We start from the raw sequence: 15,218 nt of genomic DNA, 5'->3' as shown, positions 1-15,218 counted from the left end.
GCACGTGACCGAAAGGGATTGGCCGGGCATCGTCGCGATCGAGGCGAGCACCTATGCCGGCAAGGGGCTGTCCGAGGACCCGGCGGTGCTGCGGACCCGGATGGACCCGGCCACCTCCTATGTGCTGGCCACGGGCGGCCGGATCGCCGGGTATCTGCTGGCGTTGCCGTATCCGGAGCGGTGCAGCCCGGACCTGACCCGCGCCGAGGACACCGTGCACGACTCGGTGAACCTGCACCTGCACGACCTGGCGATCGCCCCGGGGCACCGGCGCGCCGGGCTGGGCGCGCGGCTGGTGCGGCACCTGCTGAGCGAGGCGGCCGGGCGGGGCTACCGGTCGGTGTCGCTCGTCGCGCTCGCCGGCGCCGGTGCGTTCTGGCGAGCCCAGGGGTTCCGGGACCGGGACGATGTGATCCCGCCGGCCGGCTACGGCGCGGACGCCCGGTACCTGACCCGGCGGATGTGAGCGGCGCGGGGCTCACCCTGCGTACCAAAAAATAAATGGGGAAACCGCGGGCGGCCCGACGATCCGGGCCGGCCGCGGTCCTCGGGTTTCAGGCGGACAGTTTCGCGGCGAACGAGCGCAGGTCGCCGACGAACAATTCCGGCTGCTCCAGGGCGGAGAAGTGGCCGCCCTTGTCGAATTCGCTCCACTGCACGATGTTCGGGAAATTCGGCTCGGCCAGCTTGCGAATGGCCAGGCTCGCGTCGTGGGCGTAGACCGCGACGCCCAGCGGCACCGGGTGCGGCGGTGCGGCCGGCGGCGGGGTCGGCGCGATCGGCAGCAGGTCGGCCATCTCGTAGTAGAGGTTCGCGGAGGTGCCCGCGCTGCCGGTCAGCCAGTAGATCGCGATGTTGGTGAGCAGCTGGTCGCGGGTCACCACGTCCTCCGGGGACTTCTCCGCGTCGGTCCACTCGAAGAACTTCTCGGTGATCCAGGCCAGCTGGCCGACCGGCGAGTCGGTGAGACCGTACGCCAGGGTCTGCGGCCGGGTGCCCTGCACGTGCATGTAGGCGCCCTTGGTCTGCATGAAGTCGACCATCTGCTGCAGCCGGCCGAGGTCCTGAGCGTCGAGGGCGGCCAGCTCGGCCGGGTCGCCGGACGGCGGGGTGAGCAGGAACGTGACGTGTGCGCCGGCGACCTGCTCGGGGCGCATCGCAGCGAGCGTCAGCGACGTCCACACCCCGAGGTCGCCGCCGTGCACCAGGTAGCGCTCGTAGCCGAGGCTGCTCATCAGCTCGCCCCAGGCCGCGGCGATCCGGCCGACGTTCCAGCCGGCCTCCGGGACCGGCCCGGAGAAGCCGAAGCCCGGCAGCGACGGGATGACCAGGTGGAACGCCTGCGACGGGTCGCCGCCGTGGCTGCGCGGGTCGGTCAGCGGGCCGATCACGTCGAGGTATTCGGCGAAGCTGCCCGGCCAGCCGTGCGTCATGATCAGCGGTGTGGCGTCCGGCTCGGGGGAGCGGACGTGCAGGAAGTGCACGTCGGTTCCGTCGATCTCCGTGATGAACTGCGGGTACTGGTTGATCCGGGCCTCCACGGCGCGCCAGTCGAAGCCGGTGCGCCAGTAGTCGGCCAACTCCTTCAGGTAGTCCAGCGGCACGCCCCGCTCCCACCCGTCGCCGGGCAGCGCACTGGGCCAGCGGGTGTCCGCGAGCCGGCGGTGCAGGTCGTCGAGATCCGCCTGCGGGACGGCGATGGTGAACGGACGCATCTCGGGCTCCTTTTAAACGCGATGAATGGTCGAGATATTCATCGACGCTAGCAATGTGTCCCGCCGCTCGGAAAGCACCATAGGGGCCTTTTGCCTGCTGATAGGGGGTGCCGGGAACCGCACTTTGGAAGAAGAGAAAAGGCGCGGGACAACCGAGAATGAAACCCGTCGGCGTTCTCGGAACGTCCTTATCAGGATTACTCCATGTGGAGGATACTTTGACTACCGTCTCTCCCGCCGCCGTCGTGCTCGACCCGACCGGCCGCGATGTCCACGCCGAAGGTGACCGTCTCCGGGCCCAGGGCTCGATCGCTCAGGTCGAGCTGCCCGGCGGCGTGCGCGGCTGGTCCGTGGTCGGTTTCGACATGGTCCGCCAGGTCCTCAACGACAACCGTTTCGCCAAGGACGCCCACAAGCACTGGACCGCGTTCATCGACGGCAAGATCGGCGACGACTTCCCGCTGATCGGCTGGGTGCTGATGGACAACATGACCACCGCGGACGGCGCCGACCACGCCCGGCTGCGCAAGCTGACCGCCGCGGCGTTCACCATGCGGCGCAGTGAGGCGATGCGCCCGCAGATCGAGCAGATCACCACCGAGCTGCTGGCCGACCTGGGCACCGCGGCGCCGGACGAGATCGTCGACCTCAAGGGCCGGTACGCGTACCCGCTGCCCACCCGGGTGATCTGCGACCTGTTCGGCGTGCCCGAGGACATGCGCCGGGAGGTGATGCGCGGCGGCGAGGTCAACGTCGATACCACGATCAGCCACGAGGAGGCGGTCGCCAACGTCGAGCAGTGGCACCAGGCCATGAACGACCTGGTCGAGACGAAGCGCCAGCACCCGGCGGACGACCTGCTCAGCATGCTGATCAAGACGAAGACCGAGGACGGCTCGGTGCTCAACGACTCGGAGCTGGCCGGGACCCTGCACCTGATGCTCGGCGCCGGCTCCGAGACCACCACCAACCTGATCAGCAAGGCCGTCGTCATGCTGCTCACCCACCCCGACCAGCTGGCCCTGGTGCTGTCGGGGGAGGTGGCCTGGAAGGACGTGGTCGAGGAGACGCTGCGCGTGCAGTCGCCGATCGCCCAGCTGCCGTTCCGGTTCACCACCGAGGACGTCGAGATCGCCGGCGTGACCATCCCGAAGGGCGACCCGGTGCTGATGGGCTTCGCCTCGGCCGGACGGGACCCGGAGCGGCACGGCGCGCAGGCCGATCAGTTCGACATCACCCGCTCCGACAAGGAGCACCTCTCCTTCGGGTACGGCGTGCACCACTGCCTGGGCGCCCCGCTGGCCCGGCTCGAGGCGGCGATCGCGCTGCCCGCGCTGTTCGCGCGCTTCCCCGACCTGGCCCTCGCCGTCCCGGCCGGCGAGATCGCGCCGCAGAGCACGTTCCTGCTCAACGGCTTCGACACCCTGCCCGTGGTGCTCGGCAACCCCGCTTGACACCCTGCTTCCGGTCGCCGGGTCCCCGCACGGGGGCCCGGCGACCGCCATAATGGCCGGCGTGGGACCCGAGGAAACCTTCGTCGCAGCCGTGGGACCTGAGAAAACCGTGGTCGCAACCGTGGGACCCGATGACGCCGGTGCTGTCGTGGCCGCCACGTTCCGGGAGGACTACGGGCGGATCGTGGCGGCGCTGATCCGGCTCACCGGCGACTGGGACCTGGCCGAGGAGTGCGCGCAGGAGGCGTTCGCCGAGGCGCTGCGCAACTGGCCGGCGCACGGTGTCCCCGACCGGCCCGGCGCCTGGCTGACCACGGTCGCTCGCAACCGGGCGCTGGACCGGCTGCGGCGGGCCACCACCGAGAAGGCGAAACTGCAGCTGGTCGCGGCGCGCCCGGAACCGGCCGCGGACGAGGAACCCGACCCGGACGAGATCCCGGACGACCGGCTGCGGCTGATGTTCACCTGCTGCCACCCGGCCCTGGCGATTGAGGCCCGGGTGGCGCTGACCCTGCGTACGCTCGCCGGGCTGAGCACCGCGGAGATCGCCCGGGCGTTCCTGGTGCCCGAGGCGACCATGGCGAAGCGCCTGGTCCGGGCGAAGCAGAAGATCGCCGCCGCGCGGATCCCGTACCGGGTGCCGCCGCCGCACCTGCTGCCGGAGCGGGTCTCCGGGGTGCTGGCCGTGCTCTACCTGCTGTTCAACGAGGGGTACGCGGCCACCGGCGGCGCCGACCTGGCCCGGCACGAGCTGTGCGCCGAGGCGATCCGGCTGACCCGGGCGCTCGTCGCGCTGCTGCCCGACGGCGAGACCGAACCGGCCGGGCTGCTCGCCCTGATGCTGCTGCAACACGCCCGCCGCCGGTCCCGCTCGGACGCCGCCGGTGACGTGATCATCCTGGCCGACCAGGACCGTACGCTCTGGGACCGCCCGCAGATCGACGAGGCCATCGCGCTGCTCGAACGCACGCTGCGCCGGCGCCGTCCGGGCCCGTACCAGGTGCAGGCGGCCATCGCGGCCTGCCACAGCGAGGCGCTGCGCGCCGAGGACACCGACTGGCCGCAGATCGCCGCCCTCTACGGCCGGCTCGCCACCCTGACCCCGACCCCGGTGGTGCAGCTCAACCGGGCGGTCGCGGTCGCGATGGCCGACGGCCCGGAAGCCGGGCTGCGCCTGGTCGACGAGCTGGCGGCGTCCGGCCGGCTCGGCGACTACCACCTGCTGCCCGCCCTGCGCGCCGACCTGCTGCGCCGCCTCGACCGCCGCCCCGACGCCGCGGCCGCGTACCGGCAGGCCCTCGCACTGGCGGGAAACGACGCCGAACGCCGCTACCTGAGCCGCCGACTGGCCGAGATGGATTCCGACGCAGAGCGCAGTTCAGAAGATGAATAGCCGGCCCTGATCAGGCCAGGCTGGCCTCATGTCTGACGCGATCGAACTCATCATCCCGAACATGGCCGAATACCACCTGCGCAACCCCTCCCTGCAGCTCAAGGGTGAGGAGCGGGCACGGGTGGTGCGGTTCGGCGGCACGTACGAGTGTGAGCACTCGGTCTTCTGGACCGACGCGCCGCGGGTGCTGCTGCTGCCGCAGGGCTGGAGCCAGGCGTGGTTCGACGACATCCACAAGGCCCTGGACCTGGCCGCGCCGCCGGTGGTCTCGCCGCGGATGCGGTCCGGCCTGCTCGTCGACGACCTGCTGCACGACGGCGCCGCGCAGAACGCGCTGCGCCAGCTGGTGTCCGGCTACGACGTGGTGAAGCTGACCATGGTCGGGCCGACCGCGGAGACCTACCTGCTGGCCGCGCTGGTCAGCGGCTGGGGCCACGAGGTCGAGCTGGACTCGGTGCCCGAGGACGCGTTCTGGGCCAGCCTCTACCTCGACTCCAAGGTCAGTTGCCTGGACCTGGCCCGCCAGCTGCCGGCGATGCGGGTCGCGCCCGGCGTCGTGGTCGGCAACTGGGTGGAGCTGACCGGGGCGCTGCGGGCCATGGTGGCCCGGCACGGCCGGGTGATCGCCCGTACGCTCTTCGGCGTCGCCGGCGACGGCTCGCGGGTGGTCACCGACGCGCCCGGCGACGTGGACGCGTTCCTGGACCACGCGAGCGGCGACTCGTTCTTCGCGTTCCCGATCCTGATCCAGGAGTTCGTCGAGCACGCCGCCGGTGTCGGCTGCCCGGCCGCCGACATCCTGGTCGGCCCGGACGGTGTCGAGGACGTGGTGCTCTGCGCGCTGACCGTCGAGCACGGCTACTCGTTCCGCAGCGTCGACGTCGGTGAGGGCGCGTTGCCGCCGGTCTGGGGTGAGCGGCTGCGCGCGGCGGCGCTCGAGGTCGGCGAGGCGGCCCGCCAGCTCGGCTACGTCGGCTGGATGTGCATCGACTGCGTGGCCGGCGCCGACGACCAGCTCTACATCACCGAGATCAACGCGCGGCGCAGCGGCTCGCTGCACGCCGGTGGCCTGCTGCGGTTCTGGGGTGCCGAGAAGGAGCTGACGCTCTCGGCGCACTTCATGCTGCCGGTGCTGGAGGGCACGTCCTACGAGGAGCACATCCGGCCGGTCTTCCAGCGGCTGTGGGACGCCGGGGTCAAGGCGTACCCGACGAGCATCCGCGCCCTCGGCTGGACCGACCCGATCATCGCGGTGATCGCGGCGGCGCCGACCGCGGACGGCGCCCAGGCGATCATCGCGGAGATCCGCGACAGCATCTACGCGGTCGCCGGGACGCCCGGCCAGCGCTGATCCGTACCCGGTGGCGCCGGCGCGGAAAAAAGCCGGCGCCACCGGGTCCATCCGCCGCGCGGCCGTTCGTCGTTGCACCGAAGCGAATTTCCTGGAGGTAGGAGTGCGATGAACTCGCGCCTGAAGCAGACAACCGTGGTCCGGCAGGCGGTCGCCCGGCTGGAGATCGCCCGGCTGACCGGCCTCGCCGGCGCACCACTGATCGCGCTCGCCGTCCTCGTCAACCTGGTGATCGGGCTGCTGCCGATCGCCTACGTGGTCAGCTCGTCGCTCGTGCTCGGCAAGGTGCCGGCCGCGACCAGCGCCGGCCTCGACTCGCCCGCGTACCGCACGCTGATCATGGCGTTCCTGATCACCACCGTCGTGTCGATCACCGAGATGCTGGTCGCGCCGCTGCAGGAACTGGCCGGTCAGCTCATCGCCCGGCGCGTCGACGGCCGGGTCAGCGACGCACTGATGGCCGCCGCGACCGCCACCCCCGGCATCGGCCCCCTGGAGGACCCGCGCCTGGTCGAGGACCTGCGCACCGCCGCCCGGGAGCTGGAGACCTGGGCGTTCAGCCCCGGTGAGGCCTGCGCCGGGCTGTTCGCCCTGCTGGCCCGGTACACCAAGCTGGCCGGGTACGCCGTACTGGTCGGCGTGGTGCTGTCCTGGTGGGCCTGCGCCGGCCTGGTCGTCGCGGTGCTGCTGCTGCGCTACGGCCAGCGTGGTGGCCTGCGCAAGTTCGCCCAGGTGCGCTTCGACCTCGACGACGAGGAACGCCGCAACGACTACCTGCGGGACCTCGCCACCGACGCGGTCGCCGCCAAGGAGATGCGGGTCTTCGGGCTGCTCGACCACTTCCGCGACCGGTGGCACCGGGAGTACATGGAGTGGCTCAAACCGGTCTGGGCGGCCCGGCGGCGCATCTACCTCTGGCCGTTCCTCTGGATCCTGGCCTGGGGCCTGGCCGTCAGCGGAGTGGTGTTCGCCCTGACCGGGGTGGCCGCCGCGGATCCGGCCGGCGGATTCACCCTGACCACGTTCGTCATGGTGATGCAGGCGGCGATCTTCGCGCTGCGCCTCGGCGAGTTCTACCCGGAGGCCGACCTGCACACCGCGATCGGCATGCACGCCCACGAGGCGGTCCGCCGGTTCGTCGACGGGATCCGGGCCTACGGCAGCGAGGCACCGCCGAGCGCCGCTCCGGCCCGGCCCGCGCCGGTCAGCACGATCCACTTCGACCGGATCAGCTTCCACTACCCCGGCGAACAGCGGATGATCTTCGAAGAGCTCGACCTGACCATCGCGATCGGCCGGTGCACCGCCCTGGTCGGCATGAACGGCGCCGGCAAGACCACCCTGGTCAAGCTGCTGGCCCGGCTGTACGAGCCGACCGCCGGCGCCATCCGGGTCGACGGCGTCGACATCCGGTCGATACCGCTGGCGCAGTGGCGGGCCCGGCTCGGGGTGACGTTCCAGGAGTTCGCCCGCTACGAGGTGTCGGTCGCCGACAACGTGGGCTTCGGCGCGGCCGGGCACCTCGACGACCGCGACGGCATCCGGGCCGCGATCGACGCGGTCGGCCTGCGCGAGCTGATCGACGCGCTGCCCGAGGGCATGGACACCCCGCTGGCGCGGCACCTGGCCGGGGGAGCGGACCTCTCCGGCGGGCAGTGGCAGCGGATCGCGCTGGCCCGCGCGCTGTTCGGGCTGCGCCACGGCGCGTCGATCCTGGTGCTCGACGAACCCACCGCGAGCCTCGACGTGCGCGCCGAGGCCGGCTTCTTCCAGCAGTTCACGAGTCTGACCGAGGGTGCCACCACGCTGCTGATCTCGCACCGGTTCTCCACCGTGCGGCAGGCCGACCAGATCGTCGTGCTCGCCGACGGGCAGGTGGCCGAGCAGGGCAGCCACGACGAGTTGATGACCGAGGACGGCGTGTACGCACACCTGTTCCGGTTGCAGGCCGACCGGTTCGCCGACGAGCGGCGTACCGACGCAGAGACGGTGAGGACGCCGGCATGAGGCAGACGGTGACGGGCGCCTGGCGGCTGCTGAGGATCGCGTGGCGGCTGGACCGCCGCAAGACGGCCTCCGCGATCTTCCTGATGTTCGGGCACGTCACGATGGGCCCGGTGATGGCGGCCGGGCTGGGCGTGATGACCGACGCCGTGGTGGCCGGCGACGGCACCACGGCCGCCTGGTACGGCGTCCTGGTCGCGATCCTCGTCATGATCACGCTGACCTTCGGGAACTTCGCCCACATCGCCTACACCGAGCTCTCCGAGATCGCCGAGCGCGACCTGACCGAGGAGCTGATGCTGCTCTCCAACGGCTCGGAGGGCATCGAACACCACGAACGGGCCGACTACGCCGACGAGCTGACCGTGCTGCGCCGCGACACCCGGAAGCTCACCCTCGCGCTCGAGGCCCTGTTCGGCACGCTGGGCCTGGTGCTGTTCGGGCTGCTCACCGCGATCCTGCTGGGCCGGGTCAACCTGGTGCTGCTGCTGTTGATGCCGATCGCCGCGCTGCCGCCGCTGCTGAGCGGGCGCTGGGCGGAGACCCGGATCGACCGGGCCAAGACCAGCACCGCCGAGTCGACCCGGATCGCGCTGAACCTGTTCCGGCTCGCCACCTCGGCGCGTTTCGGCGGCGAGCTGCGCGTCTTCGGGCTGCGCGAGGAGCTGCTGCGCCGGCACCGGCAGGAGTGGGGGCGCACCAGCCGGGGGCTGGCCGGCGCGTACACCCGCGGCGGGGCGATCCGGGCCGCCGGCCAGGTGCTCTTCGGGCTGGCCTACACCGGCGCGGTGCTGCTGGTCATCCGGGACGTGGTGGCCGGCAAGGGCACGATCGGCGACGTGGTGCTGGTGATGGTGCTGGCCAGCCAGGTCAACCACCAGGTGATCACGGCGATCACCCTGCTCGGCACCCTGCAGCGGGTGGGCAGCCTGCTGCAACGCTTCCGGGTGGTGCGCGAGCTGGTCACGGTCACCCACCCGGCGCCGGTGGACCGGGAGCCGCCGCGGCGGCTCAGCGACGGCATCCGGCTCGACGACGTGGACTTCGTCTATCCCGGTACGGACAAGCCGGTGCTCAGCGGAGTGACCCTGACGTTGCCGGCCGGCGCGAGCGTGGCCATCGTCGGTGAGAACGGCGCCGGCAAGAGCACCCTGGTCAAGCTGCTGTGCGGGATGTACCAGCCGTCCCGCGGGCAGATCCTGGTGGACGGCGTCGACCTGCGCCGCATCCCGGTGCACGCGTGGCGCGAGCAGATCTCGGCGGGGTTCCAGGACTTCGCGCGCTTCGAGCTGCGTACCGGTGACGTCGTCGGGCTCGGCGACCTGCCCCGGATGGGCGACGACGGCGCGGTCGCGGTGGCGCTGGACCGGGCACAGGGCACCGACGTCGTCGAACGCCTGGAACACGGGCTCGACACCCCGCTGGGCAAGAGCTACACCAACGGGGCGGAACTCTCCGGCGGGCAGTGGCAGAAACTCGCGGTCGGCCGGGCGCTGATGCGCGAGACCCCGCTGCTGCTGGTGCTCGACGAGCCGACCTCGGCACTGGACCCGCAGGCCGAACACCGGCTGTTCGAGCTCTACGCGGAGCAGGCCCGTCAGGTGCGGGCCAGCCGGGGCGCGATCACGCTGTTCGTCTCGCACCGCTTCTCCACCGTACGGATGGCCGACCTGATCATCGTGTTGCGCGACGGCCGAGTGGTGGAGACCGGCGACCACGACGGCCTGATGCTCCGCGACGGGCTCTACGCCGAGCTGTTCGGGCTGCAGGCCAAGGCGTACCGGTAGGTCCTTTCTCGAGGAACGGAGTCCGTCATGCTCGTGTTGCCAGCTCCCGCACCGCTGCTGGACCGGCGGGGAACACCGCTGCTGGACCGGCGGGGAACCGCGCTGCGCGACCCGGAGTTCCTGCGCGGTGTCGTCCGGCGGATCACCTACGTGACCCCGCACGTCAAGCGGATCACGATCAGCGGCGCGGAGCTGTGCGGGCTGCCGGAGCTGGCACCGGCCGCCAAGATCCGGCTGTTCCTGCCGCCGGCCGCCGCGGCCACGCCGGAGTTCCCGGCCTGGACACCCGAGGGCCTGCTCTGGCGGCCCGGCGCCAGCACCGCGATGCGCTCCTACACGGTGCGGCGCCACGATCCCGGCGCCGGCGAACTCGACGTGGACATCCTGCTGCACGGCAACGGGCCCGGCTCGATCTGGGCGGCGACGGCCGGCACCGGCGCCAGGATCGGGTTCCTGCGGCCAGAGGCAGGCTATTTGGTACGCGAGGACGTCACCCGCCACCTGCTGATCGGCGACGAGTCGGGGCTGCCCGCCATCGCCGCCATCCTGGAGGCGCTCACCCCGTCCGCCGCCGGCCTGGCCATCGTCGAGACCGGCGACCGGGGCTACCGCTGTTATCCCGGCCCCGGCGCGATCCGCTGGCTCGACCGCGGTGCCCAGGTCACCGGCGAGACCCTCTGGCAGTACGTGCGTGACCTGCCGGTGCCACTCACCCCGGTGCAGGCGTTCGTGGCCGCCGAGGCGACGCCCACCCGGCTGATCCGCCAGCACCTCAAGAACGTGTGGGGGCTCAGCGCACTCGACGGCTCGCTGCACGCCAAGGGCTACTGGCTGGCCGAGCGGGGCGCCCGGCGCCGCTGAGCAGTCTGGAAGATGCGCGGCCGGTGGCGGGCTTGACACCCTCGCAGGGAGACCGAGGAAGCGGAGGACACAGGTGTTCGTACATGTCGGAGATCGGGCCGTGGTGCTGGGCGGCAGCGTGGCCGGACTGTTCGCCGCCCGGGTGCTCGCCGAGCACTTCACCGAGGTCGTGGTGGTCGACCGGGACCCGTTGCTGGACGCCACCGGGCCGCGGCGGGCGGTGCCGCAGGGCCATCACATCCACGGTCTGCTGGCCCGCGGGCAGCAGATCCTCGAGGAGCTGTTCCCCGGCTTCACCGCCGAGCTGGCCGCGGCCGGCGTGCCGACCCGCGACTTCGCCACCAGCTTGGGCTGGCACTTCGCCGGCACACCGATCCAGCAGTCGCCGAGCGACCTGATCTGCATCTCGGCCGGCCGCTGGCTCCTCGAGGACCAGATCCGGGCGCGGGTCGCCGCGCTGCCGAACGTCACGTTCCGGCAGGCCGACATCGTCGCGCTGGAGTACACCGACGACCGCATCGCCGTGCTCGGCGCCCGGATCCAGTCGCCCGGCGACGACACGCCGGTGCTGGAGCGTGCCGATCTGACCGTGGACGCGACCGGGCGGGGCTCGCGGCTGCCGCGCTGGCTCGCCGAGGCCGGCTACCCGGCGGTCGAGGAGGAACGGGTCACCATGGACCTGACGTACACCTCCTGCGACTTCCGCGCGCCGCTGACCGCCGACCCGATCGGTGACGGCATCGCGGTCATCTCGGTCGCCACCCCCGGCCACCCGCGCGGCGCGACCCTGGCCCGCCTGCCGGACCGCTACTCGCTCTCGCTCAACGGCGTGCTCGGCGACCGGGCCCCGACCGACCTGCCCGGCTTCCTGGAGTACGCCCGCAGCCTGCCGGTACCGGCTATCCACGAGGCGATCCGGGACGCCGAACCGCTGGGCGAGCCGGTGCAGTTCCGCTTCCCGGCCAGCGTCCGGCGCCGCTACGAGCGGATGACCCGGCTGCCGGCCGGCCTGGTCGCGCTCGGCGACGCCGCGTGCGGCTTCAACCCGATCTACGCACAGGGCATGACCGTCGCGGCGACCGGCTCGCTGGTGCTGCGCGACTACCTGGAGCAGGGCGCGGGCGATCCGCGCCGCTACTTCCGGGCCCTGGCCAAGACCCTGGACGGCGCCTGGGACATGTCCGCCGGCGGCGACCTGGCCTTCCCGGACGTGGCCGGGCGCCGCACCCCGCAGGTCCGGCTCGGCAACGCGTTCATGCGGCGGATGCAGGTCGCCGCCACCCGCGACCGGGTGGTCGCTGCCGCGTTCGTGCGGGTGGCCGGCCTGGTCGACGCACCGCAGGCGATGATGCGCCCGCGTGTGCTGTCCCGCGTTCTGTGGCCGCGCGACGAACCCGCCGCGGCCGTGACACCGCTTCAGCACACCACAGGAGGAACAGCATGACCTTGGCCATTCCGGTGCAGGCCGGCACGGACCTGGTGGACCGCGCGGCCCGGGCCGTACCGGTGCTGCGCGAACACGCCCGCTGGCAGGACGAGCACCGCGAGCTGCACGCCGACACCCTTGCGGCGCTCCGGGAGGCGGGCATCCTGCGGATGCGGGTTCCGCAGCAGTACGGCGGACACGCCGCCGACGCCACCACGATGCTGAAAGTGATCACCGAGCTGGCCCGGGGCGACGGCTCCGCGGCCTGGCTCGCCTCGGTGTGGTCGATGTGCAGCTGGCTGGCCGGGCTGTTCCCGGACGCCGTGCAGGACGAGGTGTTCGCCGACCCGGACGGCGGCGTGTGCGGGGTGCTCAGCCCGACCGCGGTGGCGGTGCCCCGCGACGGTGGCCTGGTCGTCTCCGGCGAGTGGCACTTCATCAGCGGCGCCCGGCACAGCGGCTGGCAGCTGGTGCTGGCCATGGCGCCCACCCCGGACGGCGCGTCGCAGTGGCCGGTGATGGCCCTGGTTCCGCTGCGTGACCTGACCGTCGTCGACGACTGGGACACCAGCGGCCTGCGCGGCACCGGCAGTGTCACCACCGTCGCGCGGGAGGTCTTCATCCCGGCCGAGCGGGTGCTGCCGATGCCGGCGATCCTGCAGGGCCAGTACGCGTCGGCCCGCAACGCCGGCACCCCGCTGTTCCACGCGCCGATGATGGCCACCGGCTGCGCCTCGTTCACCGGTACGGCGATCGGCCTGGCCCAGGCCGCGCTGGAGGACTACCGGACCCGGCTCGACCACAAGATCACCTACACCGACTACGCCAGCCGCCGGGAGGCGCCGGTGACCCACCGGCAGCTCGCCGAGGCGACGCTGCTGATCGACGAGGCGCAGTTCCACGCGACCCGGCTGGCCGGCCAGATCGACGAGCGGGCCGCCGCCGGCCAGGACTGGACGCCGCTGGACCGGGTCGCCGCCCGGGCCGCCCTCGGCCGGGTGTTCCGCCTCGCCAAGGAGGCGGTCGACCTGCTGGTCACCGGCAGCGGCGGCTCGTCGATCTACGCCGCGGTGCCGATCCAGCGGATCCAGCGCGACATCCAGGCGCTCAACCTGCACGCCCTGATGCACCCGGACACCAACCTGGAGCTGTTCGGCCGGGTGCTGGCCGGACTCGCCCCCAACACGATGTACCTGTGACCCGGCGGCCCGGATAGGGGTCGCAACGCTCGGATAGGGGTCGGACATTTCGGCCCGCCCATTGTAGGATCTATTTTCTCAGGGAGCGCTCTCCGGCGCGATTGGCCGGTGGCGGAACCTATTTCCGGAAAGAGGGATGTCGCACGTGATCAAAGGACTGAACAAGATCGAGGTAATCACGTTCTTCGTTGAGGACCTGGCCGCCACGCGGGCGTTCTACGAGGAGACCCTCGGCCTCGAGGTGGTCTACTCCGACGACGTCTCGGCGGTGGTCAAGCTGGAGAACCTGATGATCAACATCCTGCACACCGACAAGGCCGACACGCTCGTCGAGCCGCGCCCGGTGGCCGCGGCCGAGGCCGGCACCCGCCAGCTGTTCACGTTCGAGGTGGCCGACGCGAACGCCGTCTTCGAGGAGCTCAAGGCGCACGGCGTCACCATCCTCAACGGACCGACCGACCGTCCGTGGGGCCGCCGGACGATCTCGTTCCTCGACCCGGCCGGCAACGTCCTGGAGATCGCCCAGGTGCTCTGACCGCTACCGTTCTCTGATCGGCCGGCATCGCGCGAAAAGCGGTGCCGGCCGTTCTTTTCTTCTGTCGTGCTCATCGATGCTGTGGCCACCCATAATGGCGTCGTCTCTCTGTTAGCGTGCATTATCTCCATGCGCCATTGAGGCTGAAAGGACAGTCGTGAGCAGATTCCCTCTCTCCAGTCCGCAACAACTGTGGTGCTCCGGTGATCAGGGCGACCAGGCGGGATTCTTCGCGGGCGCGTTCGTGATGGCCACCGCGCTGCGCGTCACCGGCCCGATCGACGTCGACGCCCTGCGCGGCGCCCTGGACGACCTGGTGGTGCGGCACGAGATCCTGCGGACCGTGGTGCAGCGCACCGCCGAGCCGTTCCAGCAGGTGCACGAGCCCGCCCCGGTGCCGCTGCAGGTGCGCGATGTGCCGGCCGACCGCCCCGGCTCCCGCGACACCATCGCCGAGGAGCTGCTCAACGAGGCCGAGCGCAGCACCCTCGATCCCCGGCAGTCACCGGGGCTGCACGCGGTGCTGACCCGCTTCGACGACGACGACGCCGTGCTCGCCCTGATCACCCACCACACCGGCTCCGACGAGTGGTCGAACCGGGTGCTGGTCCGCGACCTGGCCGCCCTCTACCGCGCCCGGGTCACCGGCGCCGAGGCCGCCCTGCCGCCGGTGGTGCAGTACCGCGAGTTCGCGGCCGCCCAGCGCGCGGCCGCCGACGGCCCGGACGGCGAGACCGCCGCCAAGTTCTGGCAGGACAAGCTCAGCGGCGTACGGATCTTCGCGGTGCCCACCGACCGGGACGTGCCGGAGCGGCACCACGAGCCGTACTCCGCGGTGAACTTCGTGGTCGGCCGGGACGTCATGGGCGCGATCGGCGACCTTGCCGCGCAGGAGCGGACCGACGTGCCGACCGTGCTGCTCGCCGCGTTCAACGTGCTGGTCCACTCGGTCGCGGGCACCACCGACCAGGCGATCGACACGCTGACCACCGGGCGTACCGAAGCGCGGTTCGACGACACCGCGGGCCCGGTGATGAACTTCGTGGTGCTGCGCACCGACCTGGGCCGCTGCGCGAGCCTGCGCGACGTGGTCGCGGCGACCCGGGACGTGTGCCGGGAGACCTACGCCAACGAGATCCCGATCCAGCACATCGAACGCGCCGTGCCCGAGCTGATGACGCCGAACGACGAGCCCCGCAAGACCAACTGCATCGTCGGGGTCTTCCCGCACCCGTCCGGCGTCGGCACGCCCGTGCTCGCCGGGGGCAGCACCGAGATCTACAAGCGTCCGTCGGTCACCCCGGTCGGCCCGTGGATCCCGCACGGCGTCGCCTGGGGCATGCACCCGCACCCCGGCGGCGAGCTGAGCGGCTGCGTCCAGTTCAACACCGAGGACCTGGACGCGAGCACGGTGTCCGGCTGGACCGGCACCTACCAGAGCATCCTGCGCGACCTGGCCACCGACCCCGGCCGGACCTGGACCGCCCGGTGAC

At 71.8% G+C, this 15,218-nt stretch carries 12 protein-coding genes; 11 read left to right on the top strand and 1 reads right to left on the bottom strand.

Annotated features, from left to right (window positions below; genetic code table 11):
• Positions 1–4: 4 nt before the first annotated feature.
• Complete coding sequence (locus tag ADL15_RS04615; protein WP_198170530.1) at positions 5–466, top strand: GNAT family N-acetyltransferase; 462 nt, start codon at positions 5–7, stop codon at positions 464–466.
• Between the two features lie 88 nt (positions 467–554).
• On the opposite strand, the gene ADL15_RS04610 is transcribed toward ADL15_RS04615, so the two are convergent.
• Positions 555–1,715 (bottom strand): epoxide hydrolase family protein, encoded by a 1,161-nt coding sequence (locus ADL15_RS04610; protein ID WP_067685312.1) that lies wholly within the window; start codon positions 1,713–1,715, stop codon positions 555–557.
• A gap of 218 nt (positions 1,716–1,933) precedes the next feature.
• On the opposite strand from ADL15_RS04610, the gene ADL15_RS04605 reads away from it, so the two are divergent.
• The 10 genes from ADL15_RS04605 to ADL15_RS04560 all read left to right on the top strand — a co-directional run bounded on the left by ADL15_RS04605 (position 1,934) and on the right by ADL15_RS04560 (position 15,217).
• Positions 1,934–3,169: a cytochrome P450 family protein gene (locus tag ADL15_RS04605; RefSeq protein ID WP_067685311.1), complete on the top strand. Its 1,236-nt coding sequence runs from the start codon at positions 1,934–1,936 to the stop codon at positions 3,167–3,169.
• 121 nt (positions 3,170–3,290) lie between these two features.
• Entirely contained in the window at positions 3,291–4,562 is a 1,272-nt protein-coding gene (locus ADL15_RS04600) for an RNA polymerase sigma factor (RefSeq protein ID WP_067685400.1), read from the top strand.
• Positions 4,563–4,590: 28 nt separating this feature from the next.
• Entirely contained in the window at positions 4,591–5,913 is a 1,323-nt protein-coding gene (locus ADL15_RS04595; RefSeq protein WP_067685310.1) for a hypothetical protein, read from the top strand.
• 108 nt (positions 5,914–6,021) lie between these two features.
• The gene (locus ADL15_RS04590) at positions 6,022–7,920 is read left to right on the top strand and encodes an ABC transporter ATP-binding protein (protein ID WP_067685309.1); all 1,899 of its coding nucleotides are present in this window, start codon (positions 6,022–6,024) and stop codon (positions 7,918–7,920) included.
• The gene (locus ADL15_RS04585) at positions 7,917–9,704 is read left to right on the top strand and encodes an ABC transporter ATP-binding protein (RefSeq protein ID WP_067685308.1); all 1,788 of its coding nucleotides are present in this window, start codon (positions 7,917–7,919) and stop codon (positions 9,702–9,704) included. The genes ADL15_RS04590 and ADL15_RS04585 overlap by 4 nt, the downstream gene beginning before the upstream one ends.
• Before the next feature lie 27 nt (positions 9,705–9,731).
• Positions 9,732–10,565 carry a siderophore-interacting protein gene (locus ADL15_RS04580; protein ID WP_067685307.1) on the top strand — a complete coding sequence of 278 codons (834 nt, stop codon included), beginning with the start codon at positions 9,732–9,734 and terminating at the stop codon, positions 10,563–10,565.
• Positions 10,566–10,638: 73 nt separating this feature from the next.
• Entirely contained in the window at positions 10,639–12,009 is a 1,371-nt protein-coding gene (locus tag ADL15_RS04575) for an FAD-dependent oxidoreductase (RefSeq protein WP_083970891.1), read from the top strand.
• The gene (locus tag ADL15_RS04570) at positions 12,006–13,190 is read left to right on the top strand and encodes an acyl-CoA dehydrogenase family protein (protein ID WP_067685305.1); all 1,185 of its coding nucleotides are present in this window, start codon (positions 12,006–12,008) and stop codon (positions 13,188–13,190) included. The genes ADL15_RS04575 and ADL15_RS04570 overlap by 4 nt, the downstream gene beginning before the upstream one ends.
• Positions 13,191–13,326: 136 nt before the next feature.
• A complete protein-coding gene (locus ADL15_RS04565) occupies positions 13,327–13,725 on the top strand; it encodes a VOC family protein (RefSeq protein ID WP_067685304.1) in 399 nt (132 codons plus the stop codon).
• 157 nt (positions 13,726–13,882) lie between these two features.
• Positions 13,883–15,217: a condensation domain-containing protein gene (locus tag ADL15_RS04560; RefSeq protein ID WP_157441160.1), complete on the top strand. Its 1,335-nt coding sequence runs from the start codon at positions 13,883–13,885 to the stop codon at positions 15,215–15,217.
• Position 15,218: the final 1 nt, after the last annotated feature.

Source organism: Actinoplanes awajinensis subsp. mycoplanecinus (genome assembly GCF_001509495.1).
Lineage (GTDB): Bacteria > Actinomycetota > Actinomycetes > Mycobacteriales > Micromonosporaceae > Actinoplanes > Actinoplanes palleronii.
The sequence above is the reverse complement of the archived record's forward strand: the minus strand, read 5'-3'. Positions and strand labels throughout refer to the sequence as shown.